Source organism: Spongiactinospora sp. TRM90649 (genome assembly GCF_029382225.1).
Taxonomy (GTDB): domain Bacteria; phylum Actinomycetota; class Actinomycetes; order Streptosporangiales; family Streptosporangiaceae; genus Spongiactinospora.
This window is the reverse complement of sequence record NZ_JARLTC010000027.1, coordinates 1-14999: the sequence shown is the minus strand read 5'-3', so window position 1 is coordinate 14999 and position 14999 is coordinate 1. Positions and strand designations below refer to the sequence as shown.

8 protein-coding genes are annotated in these 14999 nt (G+C 68.9%); 5 read left to right on the top strand and 3 right to left on the bottom strand.

The annotated features are described in order from the left end of the window. Positions 1-7: 7 nt before the first annotated feature. The 3 genes from P3X83_RS27575 to P3X83_RS27565 form a co-directional block, all read right to left on the bottom strand. Positions 8-1345: a phosphotransferase gene (locus P3X83_RS27575; RefSeq protein ID WP_277308149.1), complete on the bottom strand. Its 1338-nt coding sequence runs from the start codon at positions 1343-1345 to the stop codon at positions 8-10. Further along, positions 1342-3102 (bottom strand): maltose alpha-D-glucosyltransferase, encoded by a 1761-nt coding sequence (gene treS, locus P3X83_RS27570; protein ID WP_277308148.1) that lies wholly within the window; start codon positions 3100-3102, stop codon positions 1342-1344. The genes P3X83_RS27575 and treS overlap by 4 nt, the downstream gene beginning before the upstream one ends. Positions 3103-3194: 92 nt before the next feature. After that, the gene (locus P3X83_RS27565; RefSeq protein WP_277308147.1) at positions 3195-5411 is read right to left on the bottom strand and encodes an alpha-1,4-glucan--maltose-1-phosphate maltosyltransferase; all 2217 of its coding nucleotides are present in this window, start codon (positions 5409-5411) and stop codon (positions 3195-3197) included. Between the two features lie 570 nt (positions 5412-5981). Between P3X83_RS27565 and glgP the strand changes: the two genes are divergently transcribed. The 5 genes from glgP to P3X83_RS27540 all read left to right on the top strand — a co-directional run bounded on the left by glgP (position 5982) and on the right by P3X83_RS27540 (position 14834). After that, on the top strand, positions 5982-8597 hold the full coding sequence (glgP, locus tag P3X83_RS27560) for an alpha-glucan family phosphorylase (protein WP_277308146.1): 2616 nt from the start codon (positions 5982-5984) through the stop codon (positions 8595-8597). A gap of 76 nt (positions 8598-8673) precedes the next feature. Continuing rightward, a complete protein-coding gene (locus tag P3X83_RS27555) occupies positions 8674-9579 on the top strand; it encodes a MurR/RpiR family transcriptional regulator (RefSeq protein ID WP_277308145.1) in 906 nt (301 codons plus the stop codon). Between the two features lie 160 nt (positions 9580-9739). After that, positions 9740-11302, top strand: coding sequence for a family 10 glycosylhydrolase (locus P3X83_RS27550; protein WP_277308144.1), 1563 nt, complete (start codon positions 9740-9742; stop codon positions 11300-11302). Between the two features lie 127 nt (positions 11303-11429). Next, a complete protein-coding gene (locus P3X83_RS27545) occupies positions 11430-13940 on the top strand; it encodes an FG-GAP-like repeat-containing protein (protein WP_277308143.1) in 2511 nt (836 codons plus the stop codon). A 309-nt stretch (positions 13941-14249) separates the two neighbouring features. Next, a complete protein-coding gene (locus P3X83_RS27540; protein ID WP_277308299.1) occupies positions 14250-14834 on the top strand; it encodes a DNA starvation/stationary phase protection protein in 585 nt (194 codons plus the stop codon). Positions 14835-14999 lie beyond the last annotated feature (165 nt).

Below are 14999 nucleotides of genomic sequence, written 5' to 3'. Positions count from 1 at the left end.
CGCGGGCTCAGCCGAAGGCGGCGAGCGGGATGGTGATCCAGGTGGGGCGGTTGCGCGCCTCGTAGAGCACCTCGTAGACGGCCTTGCCCAGTTCCAGGGCCCGCAGCAGCACGGCCTCCTCGGCCGACAGGTGACGCCCGGTGCCCTCGGAGTAGCCCGCGAGGAACGCGGCGCGGTTGCGGGCCGCCCACTCCTGGGCGCGCGCCTCCAGCGCGGCGGCATCGGGGTGGTCGGCGAGCATGTGCCGGGAGGCGTAGTCGAAGGAGCGCAGCATCCCCGCGACGTCGCGCAGCGGCGAGGACAGCGCCCGCCGTTCGGCCAGCGGCTGGCCGGGCTCGCCCTCGAAGTCGAGCACGATCCAGTCGGTGGGGGTGCGCATGACCTGGCCGAGGTGGTAGTCGCCGTGCACGCGCTGCACCGGGACCGGGCCGCCGAGGTCGGCGAGGCGGTCGTAGGCGGCGTGTGCGACCGGGGCGTGCTCGGCCAGTTCGGGGACCTCGGCGACGGCCTGCTCCAGCCGCCGCCGCAGGCGCTCGGCCATCCGCTTGACCTCGGAGGGCTCGATGACCCCGGTGGGGAAGGCGTCGGCCATCTCCCGGTGGACGTGGGCTGTCGCGGTGCCGAGCCGGTAGGACTCGGCGGCGAAGTCGCCCCCGGCCTCGTCCGCGCCGACGCCGGGCAGTGACGCGTAGAGGTCGCGGACGCTGGTCAGCGCGAGGGCCCAGCCGTCGTTGGCGACGCTGAGGTACTCCTGCATGATGGCGAGCGTGGTGGGCTCGCCGTCCAGCTCGGTCTCGATCCAGCCGTAGGGGGTGGCGATGTTGGCCGAGCCGTGCTCGGCCAGCGCGGTGACGATCTCCAGCTCGGGGTTCAGCCCGGGCGTGATGCGGCGGAACAGCTTGCAGATGTAGGCGTCGCCGAAGATCAGCGAGGTGTTGGACTGCTCGGCCCCGATGACCAGGCTGCGCGCGGCGACGTCGATCTTGACGCCGTCCAGGTGGCGGAAGCGCAGCGGGGCCGTCCCGGGGCCGCCGCCGAGGTCGGCGTTCTCCGCCATGGCGCGCAGCAGCGCGCCGGTGACCTCGGCGTCGTGGGCCGCGTCATAGGTGTCGGGGCCGATCTGCACGTGTTTGAGCCGGGGCGGGATGTCCTCGGACCGCCCCAGCAGGACCTGGTAGCGGTCACGGGTCCCGCCCTGGTGGACGGCCACGATGAGGTGGCTCAGCTCCGGCGCCAGCTCGACCTCCGACTCGACGGTGACTCCTTCGATGGCACGCCCTTTTCCGGCGAACCACCGCTGATGGGCGATCCAGCCGGAGAGCAGCTCCTCGAAGGTCGTCGTCACTTCGCCGCTTTGCATCCTTCCTCGACGGGCTTCTCGCCGTCGGCGCGGTCGGTGGTCTCGTTGGATGGGACGGGCGGAAGGGTGAACCAGTAGAACCCATGCCCAGGAAGCGTCAAAAGATACGGAAGTTCGCCAATCGGTGGGAAGGGGACCCCTCCCATGCACTCCACCGGGACGGATCTCTCGAATCTCCGCAGGTCGAGCTCCACCGGCTGGGGGAATCTTGACAGGTTGTTGACGCAGAGCACACGGTCGTCGCCCAGCTCCCGCACGAAGGCGAGCACGCTGGGGTTGGACGAGTTCAGCTCGGTGAACGCCCCCAAGCCGAAGACCGGGTGGCGCTTGCGGATCTCGATCATGCGCTTGGTCCAGTGCAGCAGCGAACCGGGGTTCTTCTGCTGCGCCTCGACGTTCATCGCCTGGAAACCGTAGATCGGGTCCATGATGACCGGCAGGTAGAGCCGCCCGGGGTCGCAGTCGGAGAACCCGGCGTTGCGGTCGGGGGTCCACTGCATCGGGGTGCGCACGCCGTCGCGGTCGCCTAGCCAGATGTTGTCGCCCATGCCGATCTCGTCGCCGTAGTAGAGCACCGGGGATCCGGGCAGCGACAACAGCAGCGCGGTGAACAGCTCGATCTGGTTGCGGTCGTTCTCCAGAAGCGGGGCCAGGCGGCGGCGTATGCCGACGTTGGCCCGCATCCGGGGATCCTTGGCGTACTCGGAGTACATGTAGTCGCGCTCTTCGTCGGTGACCATCTCAAGCGTCAGCTCGTCGTGGTTCCGCAGGAAGATGCCCCAGTGGCAGTTCTCCGGGATCTTCGGGGTCTGCGCCAGGATCTCGGAGATGGGGTAGCGCGACTCGCGGCGCACGGCCATGAAGATGCGCGGCATCAGCGGGAAGTGGAACGCCATGTGGCACTCGTCGCCGCCGGTCACCGGGTCGCCGAAGTACTCCACCACGTCGCTCGGCCACTGGTTGGCCTCGGCCAGCAGGACCCGGTCCGGGTAGAGGCGGTCGACCTCGGCGCGGATCCGCTTCAGGTAGGCGTGGGTGGCCGGGAGGTTCTCACAATTCGTGCCGTCCTGCTCGAACAGGTACGGCACGGCGTCCAGCCGGAACCCGTCGATGCCCAGGTCGAGCCAGAAGCGCAGCACCTCCAGCATCGCGTCCTGCACATCGGGGTTCTCGAAGTTCAGGTCGGGCTGGTGCGAGAAGAAGCGGTGCCAGAAGTACTGCCCGCGCACCGGGTCGTAGGTCCAGTTGGACGTCTCCGTGTCCACGAAGATGATCCGCGCGTCACGGTAGAGGTCGTCGGTGTCGGACCACACGTAGAAGTCGCCGAACGGGCCGGTCGGGTCGTGCCGCGACGCCTGGAACCAGGGGTGCTGGTCGCTGGTGTGGTTCATGACGAGGTCGGCGACGACGCGCATGCCGCGCTTGTGCGCCTCGTCCACGAGCTTGATGAAGTCTCCGAGGTCCCCGAACTCCGGGAGGATCTTCATATAGTCCGAAATATCGTATCCGCCGTCACGGAGCGGGGACTCGTACAGCGGAAGCAACCAGAGGCAGTCGACGCCCAGCCACTGGAGGTAGTCCAGTTTCGCGGTCAGACCGCGGATGTCTCCCGTGCCGTCGCCGTTGGAATCGGCGAACCCCCTGATGAGCACCTCGTAGAAAACGGCCCTTTTGTACCAGTGTGGGTCGTTCGGCTTCTCGTGGGTGAACGTGTTGGGAACGGGCTGAGGTGTCAAGCTCACCGTTGTGACTCCCCGCTTGTCTCGTACGCTCGCGGCTCCGCGGCCGGGGGTGGCCTGCGCCGAGCGCTTTCGCCTACGCTCGCGACACCGGCCTACCTCGCGGTCGCCGGAGTCGCTCGCACCGTAAAGATGTGGGCCGGCTGGATCTGCGGGTCGAGGCGCACGTAGTTGGACTGCCGCCAGCGGTACGACTCGCCCGAAAGCTCGTCGTCCACGACGAACTCGGCTTGCGGGTCGAGACCGAGGGCGGGCATGTCCAGAGAGACGGTCGCCTCGCGGGTGTGGTGCGGATCCAGGTTCACGACGGCCAGCACGACATCGCCTATGCCGTGCCGGCGTCCGCCGGGCGCGTCGTAGGCACCGCCCTGCCGCTCCGCGGGCAACCGCTTGGAGAAGCAGATGAAGTCTGTCTGGTCGACGTTGTGGAACCGTAGATTACGCAATTCCTGCAGGGCCGGATGGGCTCTTCTGAACAAATTGAGCTGGGTGATGAAGGGGGCCAGGCTTCGGCCCTCTCGTTCGGCGTTCACCCAGTCCCGAGGTTTGTACTGGTATTTCTCGCTGTCTAGGTATTCCTCACTTCCGGGCCGAACTGGGATGTTCTCTCCGAGTTCGTACCCGGCGTACACCCCCCAAGTCGGCGCCAGGAGCGCCGCCAGCACCGCTCTGATCTTGAACGCCGGCACTCCGCCGTGCTGAAGGTACTCGTGCAAGATGTCCGGAGTGTTGACGAAAAGGTTCGGGCGCAAGTAATGGGAGGTTTCCCGCGACAGCTCCGTGAGGTACTCTTCGACCTCGTCGCCGGAGTTCCGCCAGGTGAAGTACGTGTAGGACTGATGGAACCCGATCTTGGCCAGGGTCCGCATCATGGCCGGCCGGGTGAACGCCTCCGATAGGAACAGCACGTCAGGGTCCGTGGCGTTGATGTCGGCCAGCAGGCGCTCCCAGAAGCTCACCGGCTTGGTGTGCGGGTTGTCGACCCGGAAGATCCGCACGCCGTGGTCCATCCACACCCGCACCACCCGCTTGACCTCGGCGTAGATGCCCTCCGGGTCGTTGTCGAAGTTCAGCGGGTAGATGTCCTGGTACTTCTTGGGGGGATTCTCCGCGTAGCCGATCGTGCCGTCCGCGCGGACGTTGAACCACTCCGGGTGCTCCTTCACCCACGGGTGATCGGGCGAGCACTGCAGCGCCAGGTCGAGCGCGACCTCCATGCCCAGCTCCCGGGTTCGCCGGACGAAGGCGTCGAAGTCCTCGAAGTCTCCTAGATCTGGGTGGATCGCGTCATGACCGCCCAGCTCTGAGCCGATCGCCCAGGGCGACCCGGGATCGTAGGGCTCCGGATTCAGGGTGTTGTTCCGGCCCTTGCGATGAGCGGTGCCGATCGGGTGGACCGGCGGCAGGTAGACGACGTCGAAGCCCATCGCGGCGACGGCGGGCAGCCGGCGCGCGGCCGTCCGGAAAGTGCCGGACTCGGGTGCCGTGGCGTCGTCCACGACCGCGCCCTCGGATCGAGGGAAGAACTCGTACCAGGAGCCGAACAGCGCACGGCGACGGTGCACCAGGATCTGCTGCCTGGGCGAACGCGTGACCAGGTCGCGCAGGGGATGCGCGGCCAGCAGCGCGGCGGTCTGCGGAAGCTGTGCGACGGCCAGGCGCGCCCGGGGGTCGAGGTTCTCGTCGCGCAGCCGGGCCGCGACCTCCTGGAGGGCGGCGCGGTGGCCGCACGAACCGCCGTTGCCGTTCCCGTTGGCGGCGCCGTTCGGCGCGTCGTCCACGGCGGTGCGCGTGGCGGTGGCGCGCGACCCGCCGTCCCGAGAGGCGGCTCCCGCCGATACGGCCAGGCTCGCCGGGGACGTCTCGCCCGCGCTCTGTGGAGCGCTCCCGCCACGGGCCGCGCCACGGCAGTCGGCCGGGCGCACGGCCTTGGCGGCCCGCTCGAACAGGCGCGCCCCCTCCTCGCACATCAGATCGACGTCCATGCCCCGGGGGATCTTGATGGCGGCGTCGTGCAGCCAGGTGGCGATGGGGTCGCCCCACGCCTCGACGCGGAAGTGCCACGGACCCTCGTCGGGGAGCGTCACCTGGACACCCCAGCGGTCGGTGCCGGGCGCGAGCTCCCGCATGAGCAGCAGCGGCCCGCGCACACCTTCGGGATCGGTCAGCACCACCCCCGCCGCGACCGCGTCGTGTCCCTCGCGGAACACGGTCGCGGATATGCCGAAGGTCTCACCCGCTGCGGCCTTGGCAGGCCGCTGGCCACAGTCGACCACGGGGTGAATGTCCAGTATGGGGATTCGTCCAATCATCGCGTCTCAAGGTAGCGACGGCGCACTCGGTGCCGCCGGAGATTGTGAAGGTAAAGATCTCTATATGGTCATCGTCGAGGCACGCAGCGGCATACGCCGCAACATGTGGTCCTTGTGGCGCCCGGGCAAAGCTGGTGGTACCTCCAAGGAGGTGCCCATATAGTCCCGCTTCATGCCTGCCGAAGAAAGAGTCATGAACTCTTCCCCTCGGGCGAGTTGCTCTCATGTCGCAGGCCGGGGACGATCCGTGAGAGCGTCGGAAGAGCGCTCGAATCGCATCGGGAGCGCCCGATCGCACACGCACGCACGGGGTCCGTAACGCAAAGTAACACACCGGTAACCCGCCAAGCGCAGCGCGGTGCGAAGCGGAAGGCAGCATGCTAGGCACGACGGACGTCCGTCACCGACGGCGGACGGGCCGGTTCACGGGCGGGAAGTGCCGAGGATCACGTGAGGATCTTCGGTTCGTCAGGTTTCGCTCCAGGTGAGGGGGAGACGCATGAGAGGCAAGTGCCCAGCACGGGTGTTTCGGTCGCACTTCACGTCGATGAGTAACTAGGGTCTGGCACCGTGAGAGCAATCCGCAGGTTCACCGTACGCACCGTCCTTCCCGGCGAGCTCGCCGCGCTCGGCGAGCTGGTCCACAATCTTCGCTGGTCATGGCACCCGGAGACGTTGGACCTCTTCGCCGACGTGGATCCCGCCACCTGGGAGCGCGTCGGCGGCGACCCGGTCGCGCTGCTCGGCGCGGTCGAGGCCGAGCGGCTCCAGCAGCTCACCGCCGACCGGCGCTTCCTGCGCCGCCTCGCCGACGCGGCGGACGACCTCCGCGAGTACATGACGGCGCCGCGCTGGTACCAGACCATCCCCGGCGCGCCGTCGGCCATCGCCTACTTCTCCCCGGAGTACGGCATCGCCGCCGCGCTGCCGCAGTACTCCGGGGGGCTCGGCATCCTGGCCGGCGACCACCTCAAGACCGCGAGCGACCTCGGCGTCCCGATCCTCGCCGTCGGCCTGCTCTACCGGCACGGATACTTCAGCCAGTCGCTCTCGCCCGAGGGCTGGCAGCTTGAGCACTACCCCAGCCTCGACCCCGGCGGCCTGCCGCTCACCCTGCTGAAGGACGCCGACGGCGTGCCGGCGCGGGTGCGGATCGGCCTGCCGCAGGGCCGTACGCTGCACGCGCAGATCTGGGTGGCGCAGGTCGGGCGGGTCCCGCTGCTGCTGCTCGACTCCGACGTGGCCGAGAACGACAACGCCGCCCGCGACATCACCGACCGCCTCTACGGCGGCGGCACCGACCACCGCCTGATGCAGGAGCTGCTGCTCGGCGTCGGCGGGGTGCGGGCCATCCGGGACTACTGCCGGATCACCGGCCACGCCGAGCCCGAGGTCTTCCACACCAACGAGGGCCACGCCGGGTTCCTCGGCCTGGAGCGCATCCGCGAGCTGACCGAGAGCCGCCTGTCCTTCGACGAGGCGCTGGAGGCGGTGCGCGCGGGCACCGTCTTCACCACCCACACCCCGGTCCCGGCGGGCATCGACCGCTTCCCGGCCGACATGATCGCCCGGCAGTTCGGTGGCGACAACGCCTGGCCCACCGTCCCCGTGGAGCGCATCCTCGCGCTCGGGGCCGAGCCGGAGCCGCAGTCGCCAGAGGCCGAGGAGGGCTACACGCCCGGCATGTTCAACATGGCGGTCATGGGCATGCGGCTGGCCCAGCGGGTCAACGGCGTATCGCGCCTGCACGGCGAGGTCAGCCGGGGAATGTTCCAGGGCCTTTGGCCCGGCTTCGACATCGAGGACGTCCCGGTCGGCTCGATCACCAACGGCGTCCACGCCCCTACCTGGGTCGGCCGGGAGCTGATGGAGCTGGCCGGGCGCGAGCTGCCCGGGCTCCTGGAACGTGCCGAGGGCTGGGAGAGCGTCCAGAAGATCGCCGATCAGGACATCTGGGAGATCAGGGGCACACTGCGCGCCCGGCTGGTGCGGGCCGCCCGGCAGCGGCTCCGTGAGTCCTGGCGGGCCAGGGGCGTGTCCAGCGCGGAGCTGGGCTGGATCGACGACGCCCTCGACCCCGAGGTACTGACCATCGGCTTCGCCCGGCGGGTGCCCTCCTACAAGCGGCTCACGCTGATGCTGAAGGACCCCAAGCGGCTGCGCGAGCTGCTGCTGCACCCCGAGCGGCCGGTGCAGATCGTGATCGCGGGCAAGGCCCACCCCGCCGACGAGGGCGGCAAGAAGCTGATCCAGCAGATCGTGAAGTTCGCCGACGCCGAAGACGTCCGGCACCGGATCGTCTTCCTGCCCGACTACGACATGAACCTCGGGCGGCTGCTGGTGCAGGGCTGCGACGTGTGGATGAACAACCCGCTGCGCCCGCTGGAGGCGTGCGGCACCAGCGGCATGAAGGCCGCGCTGAACGGCGGGCTCAACCTGTCCATCCGCGACGGCTGGTGGGACGAGTGGTTCGACGGCACCAACGGCTGGGCCATCCCCACCGCCGACGGTGTCGCCGACCCCGACCGCCGCGACGACCTTGAGGCCGGCGGGCTCTACGACCTCATCGAGCACGAGGTCGCCGACCGCTTCTACGACCGCGCGGCCGACGGCATGCCCCGGCGGTGGCTGGAGATGGTCAAGCACACGCTCGCCTCGCTCGGCCCCAAGGTGCTCGCCGGGCGGATGCTCCGCGACTACGTGACCGACCTCTACACCCCCGCCGCTGCGTCGGCCAGGGCGCTGGCGGCCAACGACTTCGCCGACGCCAAGAGCTTCGCCGCCTGGAAGCTGCGGGTCACCCGGGCGTGGCCGGGGGTGCGGGTCGAGCACGTGGAGGCGGCAGGGCTGGGCGACACCCCGCAGGTCGGGGCGTTCCTGGAACTGCGGGCCAGCATCGCGCTGGGCGACCTGGAGCCGGCCGACGTCTGCGTCCAGGCCGCGTACGGCCAGGTGGGCCTGCACGACGAGCTGGTCAGGCCCGGCTACGCCGACTTCACCATCGAGTCGGTCAGCGACGACGGCCGGGCGCACTTCACCGGCACGATCCCGCTCGACCGGACCGGCGCCTTCGGCTACACCATCCGCGTGGTGCCCTCGCACCCGCTGATGGCCTCGCCGGCGGAGCTGGGCCTGCTGGTGCTGCCGGAGGAACCGGCGGGGATGACCAACGGCACTCTGCGGTAGGCGCCGGGGGTAGGCTGCCCTCGCGCGCGGAGTGGATCATCGGCGTTCTCCGCAAGTCATCCTCAGATGGGCGGCCATGGAAGACGAGAACACCCGTCAGGGAGGGGGGCCTCCCGTCGAGACCCTGGTGGCCACCGTGCGCGGTGTGCTGCCCTCCCTGACCCCCGCCGCCCAGACGGTGGCCAGGCTGATCCTGGACGATCCGGCGATGGTCGCGCGCAGCACGATCACCGAGCTGAGCGCTGCCTCCGGCACCAGCGAGGCCACCATCGTCCGCACGGCGCGGGTGCTCGGCTTCGCCGGATATCCCCAGCTCCGGCTGGCGCTGGCGGCGGCCTCGGCCACCCGGCCCGCCGAACGCCTGGTCCCCGGCGACCTGGCGCCCGGCGACCCGCTGTCCGATGTGATCCGCAAGGTGTCGCGGGCGGAGGCCGAGGCGATCGACGACACCGTCGCCCAGCTCACCGCCGAGCGGCTGGGCCTCGTCGTGGAGGCCATCGCCGGGGCCCGCCGCGTCGACGTGTACGGCGTCGGGGCCTCCGGGCTGGTGGCCGCCGACATGGCGCAGAAGCTGCTGCGGATCGGCATGTCGAGCAACGCCTTCGCCGACGCGCATCTGGCGCTGACCAGTTCGGTGCTGCTCCGCGCGGGCGACGTGGCGGTGGGCATCAGCACCTCGGGGGAGACCCCTGATGTTCTCGGGCCGCTGCGCAACGCGCACGAGGCGGGGGCGGTGACGATCGCGATCACCAACAACCCGCGTTCCTCCCTGGCCAAGGTCGCCGACCATGTGCTGATCTCGGCCGGGCGGGAGACGGCGTTCCGGCCCGGCGCGCTGGCCAGCCGGATCAGTCAGCTCCTGGTGGTGGACTGCGTGTTCGTCGGGATCGCGCAGCGGACGTTCGACTCCTCCGAGCAGGCGTTGCAGGCGACGCGCGCGGCGGTGAGCGACTTCCTGCACTCGGGGCGGGGCCGGGCCTGATCGCTTTTGGCTCTTTGTGTCGATGCTGGTTGGGGTGGGTTTGTGGCGGTTTTCTTCATCGGGATTGATTCTCTGGGAGATTTCTGTCATCTTCCGCTGAGAGCGTCAGTGTCATCCCGTGTCATCCCGTGTCATCCCGTGGAGGAGACAGGCCATGGCCATGGAACGTCGAACCCTGCTGCGCGGGCTCGCCGCCACCGCCGCGGCGGGGCCGCTGGCTTCGCTGCTCGCCGTACCGGCGGGAGCCGCGGTGAGCGCCGGGGCGGTTGCTTCAGGGAGCGCCGGCCCGCCGTTGCTGCACCAGATGCGCGGAATGTGGATCGCGTCCGTGGCCAACATCAACTGGCCCTCCAAGCCCGGCCTCACCGCCGACCGGCAGCGGGCCGAACTGCGCGCCTGGCTCGACCTGGCCGTGGCGAGACGGCTGAACTCGGTGTTCGTGCAGATCCGGCCCACCGCCGACGCGTTCTGGCCGTCGCCGTACGAGCCGTGGTCGCAGTACCTCACCGGCACCCAGGGCAAGGACCCCGGCTACGACCCGCTCGGCTTCGCCGTGGCCGAGGCCCACCGGCGCGGCCTCGCCTTCCACGGATGGTTCAACCCCTACCGGGTGTCCATGCAGGGCGACTCCGCCAGACTGCACCCCGATCACCCCGCCAGGAAGCACCCGGACTGGATCGTCGCCTACGCTGGGCGGTTGTACTACAACCCCGGGATGCCCGAAGTGCGGGCGTTCGTCCAGGACGCCATGATGGACGCCGTCACCCGCTACGACCTCGACGGGCTGCACTTCGACGACTACTTCTACCCCGTCAACACCCCCGCCTTCGACGACTCCGCCGCGTTCGCCGCGCACGGCGGCGGGTTCCCCGACCTGGCCGCCTGGCGGCGGAACAACGTGGACCTGCTGGTCCGCGAGATGCGGCAGCGGGTGCTGGCCGCCAAACCGGACATCGCCTGGGGGATCAGCCCGTCCGGGATCTGGCGCAACAAGGGCACCGACCCGCTGGGCTCCGACACCAACGGCAGCCAGTCGTACGACAACCTGCACGCCGACACGCGGGGGTGGGTGAAGAAAGGGTGGCTCGACTACATCGCGCCGCAGATCTACTGGAACATCGGGTTCGCGGTCGCCGACTACGCGAAACTCGCCCCCTGGTGGGCCGGCGTGGTGGCGGGCACCGACACCCAACTGTGGATCGGGCAGGCCGCCTACAAGGTCACGGCGGCGGGACAGCCCGCGGCGTGGTTCGAGCCCGGCGAACTGTCGGCGCACCTCACGCTCAATGAAGGGCTGTCGCGTGTGGGGGGCGACATCTGGTACAACGCGGCGGACGTGCGCGACGACCGGATCGGGTCCATCACCAAGGTCGTCGCCGACCACTACTCGGCTCCCGCCCTGGCTCCCGTGCTGCCCCGGCTGGCGGGGGGCGGCGGGCCGCGCCGTCCGGTGGTCACCCACGCCCGCCGTACCGCGGGGGGCAACGAACTGCGCTGGCACGCGACCGGCGCGGCGATACCCCGCCAGTACGCCATCTACCGGACGCCGGACGCCCGGCTCCCGGACCGCCGCACGGCCCGCCACCTGATCGCCCTGGTCCCCGGCACCCGCCACGCTACCTGGACCGACCCCTCGGGCCCCCGCGACGCCACGTACTACGTGACGGCCATAGACCCCTCCAACCGCCAAAGCCCATTGTCAGCGGCCCGCCGTCCGCGCTGACTCACCTGTCTCGCCGGGTGGCCAGAAAGTGGATAGAACATGGGTAAAGGGACGGCCTGTTGATAGTCGGCGCGCTTAGAAAGGATGCCCGCGTATTGCTCCGATAAGGGACAAATGGGGGTAGACCTTGATTGAACAATTACGTCTGAGCGCACCGCGCTCACTTCTGGCCCTTGCCCTGGCGAGCCTTCTCGTCTGTGTTCACCTGTTGTCCGGCGCGACGCCGGCCCGCGCCGTCGAGGGCGGCTTCGTGGTCGGGGGGCCGGCCGACGGAAACACCGTGGCGCAGATATGGGAAGAAGGGCCGGGGGGCACACCGGGCCACCTCGGCTGCTCGGGGATCGTCACATCCGCGTACCGCGTCATGACGGCCGCCCACTGCGTGGTGAATCGTGACCGCCACTACTACGTGCTGACGGGCTCCAAAATCAAGGGGCAGGGCAAACGGAGTGAGGTCGCCAACAGGTTTTTCGCCAGCGAAACACAGGGAAAGCAGCGCGTTGACCTGGTGATTCTCGACCTGAGCCATGAGGCGGACACCAAGGGAGTTTCCTTCCCCAAGATGCCCCTCAACAGGATGTTGGCGGTCAGGAAGCAGCTGATGTTCATGGGCTGGGGCTCCACTTGTACCGGCTGCGATGGCTCCACCCAGCTCAAGGGCCTGAATACCGTGGTGGAGGACAACAACTACCGGCCGGGAGACGTATTCGGCGGTGGCGCCTACCAAATCCGGGGCATCGACGGCAAGCTCCACCCCGGAGACTCGGGAGGGCCGTCCGGGTACTTCACCCCGGCGTACGTGCAGATCGTCACCGGTGTGCTCTCTACCGGTTCGTACGATCCGAAGGATGCCCATGAAGAGTTCACCTCGATCTATGACCAGCCGGGGTGCGGCAAGGGCGACGGACCGCCCTGCGTGTACGAGTGGGTGAAGGCGGTGTCGGGCATGCAGGTGTACCGCCCCCACGACGACCTGAGGCGCTCCATCCGGGCTATGCCGCTGGGGGCGTCGTCCGTCTATGGTCAGGGCAGCTCGCACGGCAATGGTTTCCGGGACGCCTTTAACGAGGGGCTGCAGCGGATCGCCGAGCGTGACGGCGAAGGCCTCGCCAAGGCCGACACCGCCAAAACGGCCGATGACAAGGACGACACGCCCCAGGTGGACATGGTGGGTTCGGTCCGGGTGGGCAGAGCGACCGACCGTGACAACGAGGGCTGGCCGGGTTTCGTCATCAACGCGATCGCCGGCAAGGCGAGTTGTTCGGTCAAGCACTACCAGCCCAACGTCGTCGCGCTGATGGCGGGTGCGAACGATGCCATCCAGGACAATGACATGGGTGGTGCGATCGACCGGCTGAGGGCGTTGATCGAGCAGATCGACAGGGACGCACAGGATGTGATGGTGCTGGTCGCGGGGGTGCAGCGGCTCGCCGATCCGGCTCGGGACGCGCGCGCGAAGGCGTTCACCGCACAGATCCCCGGTCTGGTGGACCGGCTGGTGGAGCGTGGCGTGAACGCCGTGTACGTCGACGTCGGCGGGCTGGAGCCGTCGGATATGGCCGATGCGATCCATGCCAATGACCGGGGTTACGAAAAGATCGGGGCGGCCTTCGTGAAGGCGGCCGAACACGCCGGCGAGCGGGGCTGGATCCCGAACGACGTGGCCGAGCAGGGGTCGGTACCCGATGCCTGCGGGATCCAGGACGACGGTCCAGGCGGCGGCGATTCCAAGCTGGGCCGGCACTGGGAGGACCATGGCGTCATCCAGGCCACACAGTTCCCCTCCTCCTCCCGGTTCTGGCTGACCGACGTGAACAAGGACCGCAAGGCCGAGTTCGTGGTGGTGGACAAGGACCAGAACTTCCGGTTCTGGTGGAACGGCGGCCCCTCCGGCAACGGCTGGGTGCCCATGGTGGAGGGCCAGAACTCCTACAAGCCCAAGGCCGGCGCGGTCGGCAACCAGCTGCGTTTCGGCGACGTGGACGGTGATGACTTCCCTGATTGCATGGTCGTCGATTCCAGGGGCGGAGTGGTCGTCTCCACCTGGAAGGGCGACAACCCCGCCGGCGCGCGGATGTGCATGGACAAGGAGAAGTTCGCCGGCGGAGCCGGGGTCTACTCCGAGGGGTCGGAGGGCATGAAACCGACGATCGATCCGAGTTTCCAGATCCGGTTCGCCGACGTCACCGGCGGTGGCCGGGACGACTACCTGGTCATCGAACCGAACGGCGCCACGGCGGCCTGGTACAACCAGGGTCTCATGGTCAAGGATGATCGCCAGTTCCTGAAATGGGACAAACCCGTACAGCTCGCGAACGAGCTGGCCGGTGCCGTGCAGGTCAGGTACGCCGATCTCAACGGCGACAAGCGCGCCGACCGCGTCGTGCTCGACGAGAACCTGGGCGTGTACGCCTGGATCAACAAGGGCCCGAAGGGCTTGTTCGACGGGTGGACCGAGCTCGGCTACATCGCCAACGATCCGAAGGTACCGGTGAAGGACGTCCAGTTCGCCGACATGGACGGGGACGGCAAGGAGGACTTCGTGCGCATCGGCTGGACCGGCGTCGCGCACGTCTGGCTGAACAGGCTGCCCAAGGAGTACTTCGACACCTACCACGGCCGGCCCCCGGGCCTGTAAGACTCCGGGACGCCCCGCGGATCCCCGGGGCTCGGCCATTGATCGAGGTCCGCCGCTCCGGCCCACGCCACCGGAGCGGCGGACGAGGTTCTCCCCTGAAGTTCGGGGTATCCCGAGCAGCGCGTGCGCTACCGGCGGCGGCGCGGGGCAGGCGGATGCACACGGTAACCCCGCCGCCCTGGACGACCGGGCCGATGACTTGACGTCCCCTTTCTGGATCGTGTGGCGGCTCTTGGTGTGCATCCGGGGATGTCTCAGTTGTCCCGGTTCGCCGTAGCGAAGGAGAGGGCGTTGTCGACCAAGCGCTCGATGAAGGCACCACGGCCCAGGTCCGGTAGTCAGCCGTGGCTGCATGTGGACAGCGTGGAGATCCAGGAGTTCGGTACCGTGCGGATGTTTCCGCTCGGACTCTCCTACGATGCGCGGATGTACTCCTGCCAGCGACTCAACCAGATCCTGGCCGACACGCAGATCCTCTTCAACCTGTACAAGAAGCACCACTGGCTGATGCGCGGTCCGACCTTCTACCAACTGCATCTGCTGCTGGACAAGCATGCCGCAGAGCAGCTCGAACTGGTGGACAAGATCGCGGAGCGGGTGCAGACGCTCGGGGGCGTGGCGGTGGGGGATCCGCGTCAGGTGGCGGAGATCACGGTGATTCCGCGTCCGCCGGACGGGGTGGAGGAGGTGCCCGCCATGCTGTCCCGGCTGATCGAGGCGCACGAGACGATTCTGGTCGCCGCCCACGACGCGGCGCGGCGGACCGAGGAGATGGGCGACGACGGCACCAACGACCTGCTGGTCTCCGACGTGATCCGCACGGGGGAACTGCAGAGCTGGTTCATCATCGAGCACCTGGTGGACACCCCGCTGGTGGAGGGACCGCGCAGCTGAAAGCCGACCGGGCGGCGGGCTGGAAGCCGACCGACTCGCAGGGCGTGTGAGCCGGCACTCAGCGCGGGCCGCCTACGGCCGCGAGCGCTGAGGAGTGCGGGGGGGGGGGGGGGGGGGGGGCCCCCCCCCCCCCCCCCCCCCCCCCCAAAAAAAAAAAAAACCCCA